Raw genomic sequence first — 15587 nt, forward strand, 5'->3', positions numbered from 1 at the left:
TCTCCTTGATGATCCGGGGTTGCGTGCCCGGCGAGTGCTCGTCCGGCGCGGACGTCCGGTGCACGCGCCCGGCCTCCTTCGTCCCGGGCGGCGCGTCGGAGGTTCGGAGTCAGCGGCCGGGGGTGATCGGCTGACGGTCGATGCACGCCGAGTCCGAGCCCTTGCTCGTGGCGTGCCGGCCCTTGATCTCCACACGTGCGCCGGGCCGCACGGCGTCGTACACCCGCTTCCCGTCCGCCGGAGCGAGGGCGATGGCGCCCAGGATGTGGTCCTTGCCGAGGTAGGGGAGATCGGACTTCTCCATCGCGAACAGCAGCAGCCGCTGACGGTGACCGCGGTCGGTGAAGGTGACCGCCCACTTCCTGGGCCCCGGCCGGCCGACGCGCTGCTTGCTGGGCTGGAGGTCCACGGTGGCGTACTTGGCCGTGACCGTGACCGTGGTCTCGCCGATCGAGCAGAAGCTCGCCGGCGCGCCGATGGTGAACATCTTCCCGCCGATGGTCAGCGTGTGGGCGTCCAGGTCGACCATCACCCGCTGGACGGGCACCGGGGAGGGGGTGGGTGGAGGTACGGCCGGTTTGGTGGGGGAGTCGAGGGCGCCCGAGGTGACCGCCGCGACGGCCGCCAGGGCCACTGCCGCGAGCCCGCCCGTGGACAGCACCGCGCGGCGGTTGCGCCGGCGGCGCTGGGCCCGGCTCCTCGCCTGAGACCCGGTGGCCGGTGCCGCGCCGTGCGCGGCCAGGCCACGGAGCCGGGCCGACAGCGCCGTCTCGGTCAGGGGATGCGGTGGCGTCCGGTCAGACACGGGCTTCCTCCGTGGAGTGGGTTTCCTCGCTCACCAGGTGAGCGGCGAGCGCCGTACGGCCGCGTGACAGGCGTGCCTTGATGGTGCCTACGGCCGCACCGGTCTCCGTGGCTATCTGCTCCACGCTCAGATCGCACAGGTGGTGCAGCACGATCGCCGTCCGCTGGACCTCCGGCAGGCGGCGCAGAGCGGCGACCAACGCCACGTGGTCCGGGCTCGGTTCGGGCACCGGCCCCGGCGCGGACTCGCCGCGGACCAGATCCCACCAGCGACGTGCCCGCCGCCAGCGGCTCATCGCCAGACGGTGCGCCACCGTACGGATCCACGCCTCGGGGGACTGGTCGCCGGTCAGGACGGACGAACGCCGCTCCCAGGCGCGGGCGAACGCCTCCTGCACCACGTCCTGGGCCTCGGCGTAGTCGCCCGTCAGGGCGTACAACTGGCCGACCAGACGCGGGCAGGCAGCCGTGTAGAAGAGGTCGAACTCGTCCTCGGTCACCTTCTCGTGCTCTCTTCATCACGGCGCGGGGCGCGTCTGGTGGGCCGGTGCGGCGGGGGTCACGCGGTGGTCGTGGCGCCGGAGGCACTGTGCGCGAGCCACTGCTTCCAGGTCAGGTTCCAGTCGCCGTAGCCGTTGCCGGCGGCGACGCGGTCCTTCTTCGCCCCGACGACCTTCACGACATCACCGACCCGCACCTGGTCGTAGAAGCGCTTGGCGGTGCCGTCGGTGGCGAGTCCGACACAGCCATGGGTGACATTACGGTGACCGGCCTCGGTGTTCGCCCTCGGGTTCTGGTGCACGTACGTCCCCGACGTCGTCAGGTGCACCGCCCAGTAGTAGTCGCCGCGGTACTCGTCGCCGAGGCCGACGGTGCGGGAGTCCATGAGCACCTTGGGCTGCTTGTCCATGACGACCATCGTTCCGTTCCAGGTGTCCGTCCCGGGTGCCCCGGTGGTGACGGGGAGACGCTGCGTCCTCCCCCCGGTGACGACGGTCATCTCGTGCGCCTCGGCGTCGACCGTGGCGACCAGTGAACGGCCGATCGTGAAGTGGCGCACGCCGTGCGAGCCCAGACGGAGCGTGATCTCGGTGCCCGGCGCCCAGTAGGTGCTGCTCGGGCGGAAGTCGACACGCTGCCCGTCCAGGAGGTTGTGTCCCTTCACCCAGCTCCAGGCGCCGGTGGCCGCGGACGAGGTCCGCACGCGCAGCCAGTCCTCGACGGCCTTGCGGTCGGCGGCGGGAACCGGCTGGGGGAAGGTGACGGATATCGGCATGCCCACACCGACCGTCTGGCCGTCGGACATGTCCACCGTCGCCCGCGCCAGTACCGCGGGTTCCGGCGTGGACGGAGCGGGGCGTGCATGGGCCGTCCTGCCATCGGCCTGGGCGGGGGCCGTCGCGGAGTGCCGAGTGAGCGGTGCGTCGTCGGCCACACGAACGCCGGTCCCCGCGTCCGTCGAACAGCCGACGGCCGCGAGCAGAGCGACGCAGGCGGTGACAGCGGCGCAGGCCGTGACAGCGGTGCCGGGACGGCCGGCGGTCCGACCGGCCGAACGGTCCAGATGCATGGGTGTTCCCCCGTATGAGGTGCAGTGTTGCCTCGTATACGCACGGGCCGGGGGCCGGGTTGCATCGGATCGGAACTTTTTCGAGAACGAGGAGATTCGGGCGGTGCCGCGCGTGGTTGTCGCGGAGGCCGGGACTGCGCGGGCACCGCCAGGGCAGACCGGAGTGCACGGACACCACGGCGCCGACCCGAGCGGCGACGCCGACCGAAGTCCGAACCGCGCGTGCGACACGGGACGGTGCCGAGGGCCGGTCGAGGCACGGTCCGCCGACGACGCGGGCCCCACGCGGCGGCGGACCCGGTCGGCGCTCGACTCGAACCGTCCCAGGTGTGCGCTCGTTCGGCGGCGTCAGCGCGAGCGCGTCGGCGCCGAGCCCCGTTCAGCCGATGCGGGCCCAGTTCAGCCGATGGGGGCCGCGGCTCCGCTCACCCGGACGCGAGGGTCGTCCGCGCGAAGCGTCACCGTGAGCTCGCCCGGGCGGCCCATGTCCTCGCCCTGGCGCAGGGTGAGGACGGACTGCTCCGGAACCAGGCCGAGTTCGCGGGCGTACGCACCGAACGCGGCGGCAGCGGCGCCGGTCGCCGGATCCTCGACGACGCCGCCGACCGGGAAGGGATCACGGGCGTGGAAGACGGTGTCCGACTCCCGCCACACCAACTGGACCGTGGTCAGGCCGAGGCGATGCATGAGCGTTTCGAGACGCGTGAAGTCGTAGGCGAGGTCGGCCAGGCGGGCGCGAGTGGCTGCGGCGAGGACCAGATGGCGGTTGCCGGCGAAGGCGATGCGGGGTGGGAAGGCCGGGTCCAGTTCGGTCCGGCGCCAGTCGAGGGCTGCCAGCGCCTCGGTGACGTCGGCGTCGGAGACCTCCTCGATGTGCGGCGCGACGCTGGTGAGCGTGGCCCGCAGCGTGCTGCCCTCCGCGACCACCTCGACCGGCACCGTACCCGCGCGCGTCGCGAACACCAGCTCTCCAGGGCCGGTCCGCTCGGCGAGCGCGATGGCGGTCGCGATGGTGGCATGCCCGCAGAACGACACCTCGGCCTTGGGGCTGAAGTAGCGGATGCCGTAGGCCCGCTCCGTGCGCCCCTCGACGCCTTCCGGCAGGACGGTCAGGAACGCCGACTCGGAGTAACCGAGATCGGCGGCGATGGCCAGCATGTCATCATCGTTCAGGCCGGCGGCGTCCAGAACGACCCCGGCGGGATTGCCCCCCTCCGGGTCGCTGGAGAAGGCCGTGTATCGCAGAACTTCGGGCAGTGGCGACGTCATGATCATGGCAACGCGGGGCGTGACCTCGGTATTCCCGGCCTGCCGACGAGATCGGGCGGAGAGGGCGCGGCGGCCTCCGCCTGGCCGTCCGGCGGAGCCGCCGGCCAGCCCGCCGTCCCTCACCTGCGCTGCGTCGCCCGCGATGCGACCTGTCTCAAAGTCGTCCGGCACGCATCGCCGGGACCTAGGGTCGGTCGTGCTTCGTGATCCCGGAGGAGGGCGTTGAACAGCAGTGACGGACAAGCGAGTTGTCATCGTGACGGGTGGGGGTTCGGGTATCGGGGAGGCGACCGCCCGGCTGCTGAGCCAGGGCGGCCACCACGTGGTCGTGTGCGGCCGGCGCAGCGAGCCCCTGCGACGCCTCGAAGCCGAGACCGGGGTTCTGGCCCATCCGTCGGACGTGGGGGACCCCGCGGCGGCCGATGGTCTCGTCCGGGCGGCCCTGGCCGCCCACGGGCGACTCGACGGGCTGGTGCTCAACGCGGGCATCGGGCGCGGCGGAGCCGTGGGGGACCTGTCCTTGGAGGACTGGGACGAGGTGATGCGGACCAATGTCACCGGCCCGCTGATGCTCCTGCGTGCGGCGCTCCCGCACCTGGTGGCGGCGAGCGGGGCCGTGGTCGCCGTCGCTTCGGTGTCCGCGCTGCGCAACGGCACGAGCAACGCCCCGTACGCCACCTCCAAGGCGGCCCTGCTCCAGCTCTGCCGCTCCGTTGCCGTCGACTATGGGCGCCAGGGCGTGCGGGCCAACGTCGTGTGCCCCGGCTGGGTGCGCACCGAGATGGCCGACCGGCGCATGACGCGTTTCGCGGAGGAAGCGGGCCTCGACGGCGGTGTGGATGCCGCCTACGACGCGGCGACCGCGTTCCTGCCCATGGGCCGGCCGGGCGAGCCGGGTGAAGTCGCCGAGGTGATCGACTGGTTGCTGTCCCCGGCGGCGTCGTACGTCAACGGCTCGGTCCTCACCGTCGACGGCGGCGCGACGGCCCTCGATCCCGGGACCCTCGGGTTCGACCACCGGATCACCCCACGCGGCTAGGGCCTGTCGTGCGGAGCGGGCCGGCCTGGCTCACGGCGCCTTGCCGGCCGACCCGAGCGGGGGAGGACGGTCACGGCGGGGGGTGCGTCCTCCCTCCAGGAGGAGGAGAGCCCAATCAGCCGGGGCGCCGCCCGTACCGCCCCGTTCCGGCGGTCAAGCCCGCAACCCCGCCCGGGCCAGGGCGACCTCGGAGAGGTCGGCGATCGCCTGCGGGTCTCCGCGGCGCCAGGCGTCGGCCAGACCACCCGGCGGGACGGGGACCCGGGCGAGATCGCGCAGCGGTCCGGTGAGGGCCCGCAGGGCCAGCAGGTCGGCACCCCCGGGTGCGTCGAGGAGTCGCTGGGTGGTGGCGCTGCGCCGGATCCAGTGCAGGCGCGGCGGGAGCCAGATCACCAGGACGAAGGCGACGGGAAAGGCGATCAACGCGAGGGCGGTCAGGTCGGCGACCTGGCCCACGACGTCCTGCAGTGACCGGCCGGCGTCGGAGAGACCGTCGCCGGCGCCGGCCGCTGCCTGGAGAGGCTTCTTCAGAGCGCCCCCGATCAGCGGTACTCCGGAGGCGCTGTCGGCGGCGTTGTTGAGGCCCGTGGCGAGGTCGTCACCCGCGCTCTGTGCCTTCCGGCCGGGCTCGGCCAGCGACATGATCACGTCGCGGACGGTCAGCGCGAACCAGACCGAGGCCGCGATCAGAGCCACGGCGATCAGGTCCGCGAGCACCTGACGGATCCGGCGGGGCGGGGTCTGGGCGTAGAGACGCATCGGTGTCCTCCTGCTCCAGTGCTGGCATCGACATTGGCCGGCTTCGGCCAGGTGGGGCCTGGGGGCGTGGTGCGGGGGCCGTCGGGCGACGGGACGTGGGAGTGACTCTCCCACTGTGCCTCATCGGTACCTGCCATCGACACGGTGCCGCTGAAGCCCGGCGGGGGCCGGCTGTCACCTACCGGCCGGCCGTCCACCGAACGGCTGTCGTCGGCCGATCGGCAGTCGCACCCGGGTGCGTCCGGTCCATCGAACAACGCAGGAGTCCCCAACAACCGCCGCCGTACGCCACCTTGACGCCCCAATACCGCTCACGAAGAATGACCCGCGGCCCTGACAACGTTGTCGAAAGGCGCATGATGAAACAACGCATCAGCCGTCACCGGCCGCGCTCCCTGAGCGCGTTGGCGGTCGCCGCTCTGCTGGGCGCGGGACTGTGCACCGGAGTGCCGGGCACCGGACTCGTCACACCGGCGGCGCACGCCGCAGTCGACGGGACGCGCGGCGCGGACCGGCTGACCGATCTGGTCAACCCCTTCATCGGCACGGAGAACGAGGGAAACACCTATCCCGGCGCGGCCGTACCGTTCGGCATGGTCCAGTTCTCCCCCGACACCGGGCACAACACCGGCTACGACTACTCGCAGGACCACATACGCGGCTTCTCCATGGTCCACCTGTCCGGGGTCGGCTGCGGGCTGGGCGGCGACCTCCCGGTGCTGCCCACGACGGGCGACATCACCAGCACGGACGACGCCACCTACGCCGCGGGATTCAGCCACGACGACGAGACGGCCTCACCCGGCTACTACGGCGTCGGCCTCGACAGTGGTGTCAGGGCAGAGCTGACCGCCACCAAGCGCACGGCCGTGCAGCGCTACACGTTCCCGGCCACCGACAAGGCCAACGTGCTCATCAACGCCGGCCAGTCGCTGCACAAGACGCTCCACACCGAGGTGGAGGTCCTCGACAACCGGACCGTGCGGACGGCCGTCACGGGCAGCGGCTTCTGCCAGGACACCAAGCCGTACACGGTCTACACGATCACGCGGTTCGACCGGCCGTTCACCGCGTCCGGAACCTGGAAGGGCGCCGACGTCACCGACGGCTCGAAGAAGTCACAGGCGGACGGCGAGCGCAACGGCGCCTTCGTACGCTTCGACACCTCCGAGGACCGTACCGTCGAGGCGACCACCGCGCTGTCGTACGTCGACGCGCGAGGGGCGGATCTCAACCTCCGTGCCGAGGGCGGCCGTTCCTTCGACAAGGCCCGCCGGGCCGCGGTGGACGCCTGGGAGGACCGGCTCGACGACGTACGAGCCCAGGGCGGCAGCACGACCCTGCGGCGGACGTTCTACTCCTCGCTGTACCGCTCGTTCCTCGCACCGAACATCGGCAGCGACGTCGACGGGCGCTACACCGGCTGGGACCAGAAGGTGCACCGCGCGGAGGACTTCACCTACTACCAGAACTGGTCGCTGTGGGACACCTACCGGACCCAGACCCAGCTGCTGTCCCTGCTGGCGCCTCGTGAGGCACGTGACATGGCGCTGTCCGTGATCCGTGTCGACAAGGACAGCGGCTGGCTGCCCAAGTGGGGGTACGGCACGGTCGAGACCAACATCATGACCGGTGACCCCGTCACCCCCTTCCTCACCAACGCCTACCAGCAGGGGCTGCTGAAAGGGCACGAGGGGGACGCCTACCGGGCGCTGAAGCGCAACGCCGACGGCGTCCCGCCCGCCGACTCCGCTCCCGTCGGCCGTGAGGCCAACAAGGAGTACCTCGCCGACGGGTTCGCTCCGTACATCAAGGGCCGGCCGCACGCCAAGCCCGGCGACTCCGACTACGACCACGGCGCCTCGGCCACCCTGGAGTACGCCCTGTCCGACGCCATGCTCGGGCAGATGGCCAAGGACCTGGGACACCGCGCGGACGCACAGCGGTACACCGAGCGGGCACGCAACTACCGGAAGATCTACGACCGGTCGACCGGGTTCTTCCGCGCGCGCGACGCCTCGGGCGCCTTCACCGGACCGGCGGACCCGGCCCGCAGCGAGGGCTTCCACGAGGGGACGTCGTGGCAGTACCAGTGGCTGGTGCCCCAGGACCTGCCCGGCATGATCGACCTGATCGGCGGCAAGGACGCCGCCAACCAGCGGCTCGACTCCTTCTTCGCCTACGACAAGCTGGTCGCCGACCCCGCGAAGACCGCCCGCGAGGTGTGGGTCAACGGGCCGTACGACTACTACAACGCGGACAAGTACAACCCGCAGAACGAACCGGACCTGATCGCTCCCTACACCTACCTCTCGACCGGACAGCCCTGGAAGGCGACCGACGTGGTCCACGCGGCACTGACCCTGTTCACGGACGCGCCGACCGGTATGACCGGTAACGACGACCTGGGCACCATGTCGGCCTGGAACGTCCTCTCGTCCATCGGCCTCTTCCCGGTGCAGCCCGGCACCGACACCTGGGGCCTGTCCACGCCCGTCTTCGAACGCGTCGACATCACGCTCGACCGCCGCTACTACCCGCAGGGCCGGCTGACCGTGCGCGCGCCGGGCACCTCGGACACCCAGCGCTACATCCAGGCCGCGCGGACGGACGGCACCGCCTACGGCAAGACGTACCTGACCACCGAGAACCTCCGCCGGCTGCGCGAACTGTCCTTCCAGGTCGGCCCGACGCCCTCCGCCTGGGGCACCGGCACGGAAGCGGCACCTCCCGCCCTGAAGTGACGCCGGTCCACGCCTCGCCGGCCCCTCCGCCACGGAGGGGCCGGCGAGGCGGGTCTCACGAACCGTGGTCGGTCACGGGAGGATCTCCACGTACCCGTCGGTGCCGTGCACGCGGATCCGCTGCCCGTCCCGGATCAGCCGGGTGGCCTGCTCCACCCCCACGATGGCCGGCAAGCCGTACTCCCGGGCGATCACCGCGCCATGGGTCATCAGACCGCCCACCTCCGTCACCAGGCCCGCGATGCCGACGAACAGCGGGGACCAACTGGGGTCCGTGTAGGCCGTGACCAGGATGTCGCCCGCTTCGAGATCGGCGTCCGCCATGTCGAGGACGACGCGGGCCCTTCCCTCGACGGTCCCCGCGGAGACGGGGAGCCCGATCAGGGCGCCGGCCGGGACGTCGTCGCGCCGGTACGCCCCGGTGACGGCCTCGCCGTCCGAGGTGAGCACCCGGGGCGGTGTGAGCGCCTGGTACGACCGGAACGCGTCCTTGCGCCGCTGGATCAGCCGCAGGTCCACCCGGTTCGAGCGCACGGCGTCGTGGAACTCCTGGAACGTGAGGTGGAAGACGTCCTCCTGCTCGGGGATCACGCCGGCCCGCACGAGGCGTTCGGCCTCCGCCAGCAGGGCCTGCTTGTAGACGAAGTAGCGGCTGACGATGCCGTACTTCGGGTACTCCCGGTACCCGATGAAGGTGCGGACCCGGTCGATCATCCGCTTGGTCTCGTCTGCCTTCCGGTCCCCGTCCGGCAGGGCCCGCAGGCGTGCCAGCACGTCCTGCTCCTTCTGCCTTGCCTTCCGGCGCCCCAGCTCGAAGCGCCGCTCGGCCGCACCGGGTTCGAAGTTCCTGACGTTGTCCAGGATCACGGGCACGAGCGTGCCGGGCCGCTCGCGCCAGCGCGGCCTCGTGATGTCGATCTCGCCGACGCAGCGCATGCCGTACCGGTCGAGATAGGCCTCGATGGCGTCACGTGCTTCGGTCCCGCCCGGGAGCTTCGCCAGCTCGTCCAGGAACCCCTCGTCCTCGACGCCCTGGAGGAACTCCACCACCTCGGGCCGCGGACGGATCACGTCCGCCACGTCGAGCAGCGCCAGGCCCATCTCCGAGGTGACGTTGTCGGGGGCGGACAGCGTGAGCGTGTCGGCGGCGTTCTTCTCGCCCAGCCACTCCCGCAGCCTGTCGTTGAGCCACCAGGTGGCCTCCATGCCCGCCATGATCGCCTGGATGCTCAGCGGATCACCGAGGACTCGCTTGTGCTCCTCGAAGGCCTCCAGCAGGAAGTCGAACAGCGCCGGTCCGGTCTTCGTCCGGATGTCGCGTTCCAGGGCGGCGAGGGACGCCTCGCTGCGCTCGATCAGCTCGGCGACGACGGCCGGATCGGTCGGGATCGGGGCCGACGCGCCGCCCGCGGGCGGCCCGCCGGGGCCCGCGTCCGGGAGCGACGGGACGAAGTCGGCGCGATCGAGGACGGTCTCGAGTGCGTCCCTGACCAGCGGATCGCCCTTCCCCATGAGGTCCAGGAGGCCGGCGCGGCTCGCGGGGGAGGCCAGGCGCCGGGTGACGTCCACGAACAGCCGCCCACCGGCCTCGTGCATCGGCACCATGGCCGTCAGCTGCCACATGGAGAGCCCGAGAGGCTTCATGGCGTCGGTCATCATCTGCTGGTGGCCGACGGAGACGTAGACGTGATTCTCCTGGTCGCCGATGTCGGGAACGGGGAACAGAGTCGTGATCGGCCGGCTCTGCACGATCTGGAAGCCGTCGTCGGCCAGGCACCATTCGATGTCCTGCGGGCGGCCGAAGTGCGCCTCGATCCGCCGCCCGAGCCCCACGAGCCGCACGACCTGCGCATCCGTCAGCGCCGGCTGCTCCTGCCGCGGCGGGTCGACCGCCACCTCTCGTGTTCCGCCGGCCGGCAGGGCGTGCACGGCACGCTGTTTGACGGCGATCGTCCTGGCGACGACTTCGCCGTGCCGCACCGTGAAGACGTCCGGGTTCACCAGGCCGGAGACCAGGGCCTCGCCGAGGCCGAAGCCGGCGTCCACGGTGGCGACCGTCCGGTTCCCCGTCACGGGGTCGGCGGTGAACAGGATGCCTGCCGCGTGCGGGAACACCATCCGCTGGACGACCACGGCCATCTGGACCGTACGGTGGTCGATGCCGTTGCGTTGGCGGTAGGTCACGGCCCGCTCGGTGAACAGCGAGGCCCAGCACCGGCTGATGTGCCGGAGGATCGCCGTCGGCCCCACCACGTTCAGGTACGTGTCCTGCTGGCCGGCGAAGGAGGCCGTCGGCAGGTCCTCCGCCGTCGCGCTGGAGCGTACGGCACAGGCGGTCTCCTCACCGAGCCGGGCGAGCGCTTGGGTGATCGCCCTCGCGAGATCGTCCGGGACGGCGATCCCCTCGACGGTCCGGCGAATCTCCGCACTGAGTGTGCGGATCGTCTCCCGGTCGTCCGGGTTCGAGCGCGACAGCCGAGCGAGCTGATCATCGATCGACGGAGCCTCCGCGATGATCCGCCGGAAGGCGTCCGTCGTCACGCAGAACCCGTCCGGTACGCGGATCCCCTCGATCCGTGTCAGCCCGCCCAGGTGCGCGCCCTTGCCACCGACGAGCGAGACCTGATTCTCGTCGGCCTCTTGAAGATCCAACACGTACCGCTCGATCACTGCGCTCCCATTTCTGCAGGTTGTGGCATCGGCCGACGATTCTGCGCCGTGACCCGGGTCTTGCCGCAAGCCCCCCCACGCGCTATAACTTGAGTACGGCAAGGAGAGGTCTCTCCTTGCCTTTGCCTTTTCCGCCCGGCGGACAGCGGTGGATCCGGCGGGACATGCCTCAGGCCGGCCTCAGGTCGGTGCGGAAGAGGTGGTGGTCCGAGTAGGGGCTCGGGTGCACACCGTGCGCGAGTGGGGCGATGCCGCGCAGGAACACGTAGTCGAACTTGCTGTGCCAGTCGGTGGTCGTCTCACAGGCGTCGGCGGGCGAGGGCCGGCAATGGGGATCCGCATCCGAGGCCAGCGCCCACATCCGCCGGAGTTCGGGGGCGGACGGCACGGAGTTGAAGTCGCCGAGCACGATCACGCGGTCGTACCGGGCGACTTGTGGGGCGAGCACGTCCACCTGGTCCGCCCGGACCGCCTCCTGACGTCGTTGGGCGAGGTGGGTGGTGAAGACGCGGACGGGCCGGCCGCCCACGAGGGTGGTCACCGCCATGTACCCACGGTCCTCGGATCCGCCGTCGGGATATTCGACGCTGACGCGCTCGGTCATGGGTGCCGCCGAGAGGATGGCCTGGCCGTAGGCTCCCGGTCGCCACGGCAGACCCCCGCAGCGGTTCCAGTTCCGCAGCACGGTCCCGTACTCGACGTGGTAGTCCAACCCGTACAGGTTCTTCAGAAGCTTCCGGATCTCCTCGACGTCACGCACGCACGCTTCCTGCAGGCCGATGACCTGGGGCGCGTACGTGGCGATCTCCGCCGCCCGGCCGAGGTTGTACCCGCTCCGATTGCAGGGAATGCAGATGTTCCACGTCATGACGCGATTCGGTACGACGGCCTCGGCGGCGTCTACCGGCAGTGGCCTGGCGAGGAGGGCGCTGTTCGGCGCGCTGGAGCCGATGAGCAACATGCAGACCGCGGTCAGGGCGCCCGCGAACAGCCGAGTGCTTCTTCCGAGCACCATCTCCTCCTCAGCGTGGACGCACACCGCCTGTGCCCATCCAACACGCACAGGGTCGTCCTGCGCGACGCCGACCGCTGCCGGCACCGGTGGGTACTCGGCCCGAGGCGGCCCGGCCAGTAGCCCTGGCTGATCGCCTTCTCCCGCATCAGCGATTCCAGCTCCGTGTCCGACAGCGGGTGCAACGTGTGCAGCAGATGGCGCAGGCCGGGTTCGTCGAGGGACTGGCTGCTGACCTCGACCTCCGCGCCGTGGTGGCGGCGGGTGAGGGTGACGGCGACGGCGCCGCCGGGGAGACGGCGGACCACGCGCATCACACCGTGCGCGTCCACCGTGCAGGTCGCGCCCTTGTCGGCGGGCTCCGGGCATCGGGGGGCCCGCGTGAGCGGTGGGCGCACCACCAGGCCCACGTACCCCGACTCGTATCCCTCCCGCACGGGGCGGTAGTCCACGATGAAGGAGGCGGGCCCGACCACGGCCCGGGACACCCGCATCCCGGACGGCGCCGCGCCCAGGTACAGCAGTCCCGGATGCTCCCGGTAGCGGGAGATCTCCGCCGTGTGATGGCGCTGCCGCGCCTGCGCCGGGCCGACGAAGCCCCCGTAGACCAGGCCCGCTGCCAGCACGGCCACCGCTCCCAGCCGGACCCACGGGTTCGGCACGAAGAACGCCGCGGCGACGGCGTACGGCACCCCCGTCAACGCGATCCGTGTGCCGGCGCTCCCCAGGTCGACGTCCCCGCTGTAGGCGGCCAGCCCGGCCAGGACGCCCAGCGTGCCGAGGGCGAAGACCGCCACCGCCCACCCGACCCGCCGGCCCGCCGAGCCGCACAAGGGGACCACCGTCCTTGCCGGTAGGCCCGCCATGGCCAGGAGGACCACCATGATCGGCACACCCAGCACGAGGACGGGCACCGCTGCCCCGGTGCCACCGCCCCAGCCCGCCACCACCAACGCGAAGCCGAGCGCCGGCATCGCGGCCGCCGTCGTCGCCCAGACCAGGAAGAGATGCAGGACCGTCAACGCCCCTCTGCCGCTTGTCATGCAGGTCTCCCCAAATTCCTCTCACCGTCGCTCAGTTGAACGCGCACGTGGAGCTGCTACGCCTGCACGTCGCCCCGGGTGAAGGAGGCGACCGGGTCGCGGTGGGCGAAGTCCCCCGGCGGGATGCCCGGGTGATGCCCCGGCAGCGGGTCGGGAGGGTTCGCGGCCGGGCCCAGGGTGAGCCGGGAGACGATGCGGTAGCGGTCACCCCGGTAGAGCGAATGGACGTACTCGACGGGCCGTCCGTCCGCGTCCGAGGTGAGCCGTTCGAACAACAGGGCGGGCGACAGCTCCGGTACGCCGAGGAGTTCTGCCTCCGCGCGCGTGACGACGGTCGGTTCGATCGCCTGGACGGCTTCGCGGACGTGCACGGCGTGGTGTTCACGCAGATGCTCGTAGAGATCGCCGCTCTCCAACTCCTGAGAGCTGAGGCCCGGGACGAGGTCGGCGCGGATGTGCAGGTGCTCGATGGCCATGGGTGCGCCGTCGACGAGGCGCAGCCGGGCAACGTAGACGATGTCGGCGGCCGGTGAAAGACGCAGCTTGCGGCCGACGCGAGCGCCGGCCGGCATGGTGGTGAACTCGAGCAGCCGGCTGGACCAGGCGCCCGCGGCCTGGGTCACGGTCAACGCGTGCCCCGGGGAGACGAGTTCCTGGGTGATCTTCTCCGGCGCGACGAACATGCCGCGCCCGTGTTCGCGGACGAGAAGGCCCGCGGTGACGAGTTCGCCGACCGCCGTGCGCAACGTGGGCCGGGAGACGCCGAGGTGCGCGCAGAGCGTGCGCTCGGAGGGGATGGGGTCGCCGGGGCGCCGCGCCTCGATGAGTTCGAGGATGTGCTCGCGCACGCGCTCGCGTTTCAGCACCGCCCCGGGCGCGCCCCTCTTCTCGTCGGCGTCCACCTTCCGCCCCCTCGGCGCCGGCTGACCAGTCACCTGTCCAGTTGACCACGCACCGACGCTGATCCACAACCAGACTGCGCCGCCTGGGAGTTGACGGCGCGTTTGGTCTATGCCACTTTCTCCCCTACGAGAGGTCACCTGACCAGTCCAACTGGTCAGGTCCGATGGCCGGACACGTCGGCCGTGCGACCTCCCCGTCCGTGCACCGCCGATCGCACCCGGCACGGGCCGCCACACCCGTACGTCCCCGACTCGCACATCCCGACGCCCCCACCGTTTCGGAAGTGAACAGCCATGAGGAGGACGCACATGCCCACCCCCAGCCTCGGCAGAACCAGGAAGAACGCGCTGACCTTCGCCACAGCCGTGGTGCTCGGCTGCGCCGGCCTCGCCGCGCAGCCGGCGACCGCGAACGCGGCCCAGGGCGAGCTGACCGTGCAGTACCACACCGGGTCCACCGGCAGCGACCAGGCCGAACCCTGGCTGAAGGTGAAGAACGGCGGCGCCGCCAGTGTCGCGCTCAGCGGCCTCAAGGTGCGCTACTACTTCAAGTCCGACACACCGAGCAGCACTTACCGCTTCGCCTGCTCGTGGGCCGTCAAGGGCTGCGCCAACGTGACCGGCACGTTCGGCACCCTGGCCCGTCCCACCGCGAACGCAGACCGCTACCTGGAGATCGGGTTCACCGCCGGCGCCGGTTCACTCGCCCCCGGCACCGACACCGGCGACCTGCAACTGCGCTTCTACCGCTCGGACTGGCAACCGCTGAACCAGGCCGACGACTACTCCTTCGGTCCGGCGCAGACCGCGTACGGGAACTGGAGCAAGGTCACCGCCCAGCTCGACGGGGCCGTGGTCTGGGGGAGCGCACCCGAGGGGAACGACCCGACCGACCCGACAGATCCCACCGATCCGACCGATCCACCCGCCGGAGGGGCCACCCTCTTCGACGACTTCGGGTACACCGCGTACAACGACCCGAAGATCTCGGCCCACGGCTGGAACGTGCGCTCCAACTCCGGCGGCCCCGGCGTGCCGGGCGCCACCTGGGCGCCCGAGAACGTGACGTTCTCCTCCTCCGGCGGCAACTCGGTGATGAACCTGGAGACCTCGACCTCCGGCACCGGCGAGAGCACCCGGCAGACGGAAGTCCTCACCAAGGCCACGAAGTTCAAGAACGGCACGTACGCGGCACGCATCAAGTTCAGCGACGCGCCCAGGAGCGGCCCGGACGGCGACCACCTGGTGCAGACGTTCTTCACCATCAACGACCTCAAGGCACCGATGGCGGACGACTACGCGGAGTACGACTTCGAGTACCTGCCCAACGGGGGCTGGGGCGAGCCGTCGAACATCCTGTACACGACGTCCTGGGAGACCTACAACCCCGACCCGTGGCAGGCCGTGAACCAGCACACCGAGGGCCGGCAGAGCTACGACGGCTGGCACGACGTCGTCCTCACCATCGACAACAGCACGATCCGCTACTACATCGACGGCCGGCTCTTCGGCACGCACGACGCCGCCTACCTGCCGGAGCGGCCCATGTCGATCAACTTCAACCAGTGGCTCATCGACCTGACGGGCCAGAGCAGCACCAGCCCGCGGAAGTACGACGAGCAGGTCGACTACGTCCTGCACGTCAAGGACCAGGTGCTCACCCCGGCGACGGTGGCGGCGAAGGTGGCCGCCTACCGCTCGGCCGGCACCACGTTCGAGGACACCGTGCCTTCGTCCTGACCGGCAGCCCGTCCGTGCACAGGGTCCCGGCACCT

The 15587-nt window shown here is 71.1% G+C and carries 12 protein-coding genes; 3 read left to right on the forward strand and 9 right to left on the reverse strand.

Annotation, left to right across the window (positions count from 1 at the left end; all coding sequences use genetic code 11):
- Positions 1-109: 109 nt before the first annotated feature.
- The 4 genes from ACF08B_RS29340 to ACF08B_RS29355 form a co-directional block, all read right to left on the reverse strand.
- On the reverse strand, positions 110-805 hold the full coding sequence (locus ACF08B_RS29340) for a hypothetical protein (protein WP_392320150.1): 696 nt from the start codon (positions 803-805) through the stop codon (positions 110-112).
- Positions 798-1304, reverse strand: coding sequence for a SigE family RNA polymerase sigma factor (locus ACF08B_RS29345; RefSeq protein WP_392320151.1), 507 nt, complete (start codon positions 1302-1304; stop codon positions 798-800). The genes ACF08B_RS29340 and ACF08B_RS29345 overlap by 8 nt, the downstream gene beginning before the upstream one ends.
- A 59-nt stretch (positions 1305-1363) precedes the next feature.
- Entirely contained in the window at positions 1364-2374 is a 1011-nt protein-coding gene (locus ACF08B_RS29350) for a L,D-transpeptidase (RefSeq protein ID WP_392320152.1), read from the reverse strand.
- Between the two features lie 399 nt (positions 2375-2773).
- The gene (locus ACF08B_RS29355) at positions 2774-3649 is read right to left on the reverse strand and encodes a PhzF family phenazine biosynthesis isomerase (RefSeq protein WP_392320153.1); all 876 of its coding nucleotides are present in this window, start codon (positions 3647-3649) and stop codon (positions 2774-2776) included.
- Positions 3650-3875: 226 nt separating this feature from the next.
- Between ACF08B_RS29355 and ACF08B_RS29360 the strand changes: the two genes are divergently transcribed.
- Complete coding sequence (locus ACF08B_RS29360; protein WP_392320154.1) at positions 3876-4682, forward strand: SDR family NAD(P)-dependent oxidoreductase; 807 nt, start codon at positions 3876-3878, stop codon at positions 4680-4682.
- 153 nt (positions 4683-4835) lie between these two features.
- Here ACF08B_RS29360 and ACF08B_RS29365 read toward each other — a convergent pair whose 3' ends face one another.
- Positions 4836-5441: a hypothetical protein gene (locus ACF08B_RS29365; RefSeq protein WP_392320155.1), complete on the reverse strand. Its 606-nt coding sequence runs from the start codon at positions 5439-5441 to the stop codon at positions 4836-4838.
- A 356-nt stretch (positions 5442-5797) separates the two neighbouring features.
- On the opposite strand from ACF08B_RS29365, the gene ACF08B_RS29370 reads away from it, so the two are divergent.
- Complete coding sequence (locus tag ACF08B_RS29370) at positions 5798-8185, forward strand: GH92 family glycosyl hydrolase (RefSeq protein WP_392320156.1); 2388 nt, start codon at positions 5798-5800, stop codon at positions 8183-8185.
- Between the two features lie 72 nt (positions 8186-8257).
- Here the strand turns inward: ACF08B_RS29370 and rph are convergent, their stop codons facing one another.
- The 4 genes from rph to ACF08B_RS29390 form a co-directional block, all read right to left on the reverse strand.
- A complete protein-coding gene (gene rph / locus ACF08B_RS29375; protein ID WP_392320157.1) occupies positions 8258-10855 on the reverse strand; it encodes a rifamycin-inactivating phosphotransferase in 2598 nt (865 codons plus the stop codon).
- Between the two features lie 169 nt (positions 10856-11024).
- Positions 11025-11870 carry an endonuclease/exonuclease/phosphatase family protein gene (locus tag ACF08B_RS29380; RefSeq protein ID WP_392320158.1) on the reverse strand — a complete coding sequence of 282 codons (846 nt, stop codon included), beginning with the start codon at positions 11868-11870 and terminating at the stop codon, positions 11025-11027.
- Positions 11828-12910 carry a hypothetical protein gene (locus ACF08B_RS29385; protein WP_392320159.1) on the reverse strand — a complete coding sequence of 361 codons (1083 nt, stop codon included), beginning with the start codon at positions 12908-12910 and terminating at the stop codon, positions 11828-11830. The genes ACF08B_RS29380 and ACF08B_RS29385 overlap by 43 nt, the downstream gene beginning before the upstream one ends.
- 56 nt (positions 12911-12966) lie before the next feature.
- On the reverse strand, positions 12967-13812 hold the full coding sequence (locus ACF08B_RS29390) for a GntR family transcriptional regulator (RefSeq protein ID WP_392320160.1): 846 nt from the start codon (positions 13810-13812) through the stop codon (positions 12967-12969).
- 309 nt (positions 13813-14121) lie between these two features.
- Between ACF08B_RS29390 and ACF08B_RS29395 the strand changes: the two genes are divergently transcribed.
- A complete protein-coding gene (locus ACF08B_RS29395; RefSeq protein WP_392320161.1) occupies positions 14122-15552 on the forward strand; it encodes a cellulose binding domain-containing protein in 1431 nt (476 codons plus the stop codon).
- Positions 15553-15587: the final 35 nt, after the last annotated feature.

The organism is Streptomyces sp. NPDC015139 (assembly GCF_043079785.1).
Classification (GTDB): domain Bacteria; phylum Actinomycetota; class Actinomycetes; order Streptomycetales; family Streptomycetaceae; genus Streptomyces; species Streptomyces albidocamelliae.

Excerpts from the sequence above, each read along its gene's own strand:
- ACF08B_RS29395 (WP_392320161.1), top strand. The coding sequence starts at position 14,122 with ATGCCCACCCCCAGCCTCGGCAGAACCAGGAAGAACGCGCTGACCTTC.
- ACF08B_RS29370 (WP_392320156.1), top strand. The coding sequence starts at position 5,798 with ATGATGAAACAACGCATCAGCCGTCACCGGCCGCGCTCCCTGAGCGCG.
- ACF08B_RS29365 (WP_392320155.1), bottom strand. The coding sequence starts at position 5,441 with ATGCGTCTCTACGCCCAGACCCCGCCCCGCCGGATCCGTCAGGTGCTC.
- ACF08B_RS29350 (WP_392320152.1), bottom strand. The coding sequence starts at position 2,374 with ATGCATCTGGACCGTTCGGCCGGTCGGACCGCCGGCCGTCCCGGCACC.
- ACF08B_RS29385 (WP_392320159.1), bottom strand. The coding sequence starts at position 12,910 with ATGACAAGCGGCAGAGGGGCGTTGACGGTCCTGCATCTCTTCCTGGTC.
- ACF08B_RS29355 (WP_392320153.1), bottom strand. The coding sequence starts at position 3,649 with ATGATCATGACGTCGCCACTGCCCGAAGTTCTGCGATACACGGCCTTC.
- ACF08B_RS29380 (WP_392320158.1), bottom strand. The coding sequence starts at position 11,870 with ATGGTGCTCGGAAGAAGCACTCGGCTGTTCGCGGGCGCCCTGACCGCG.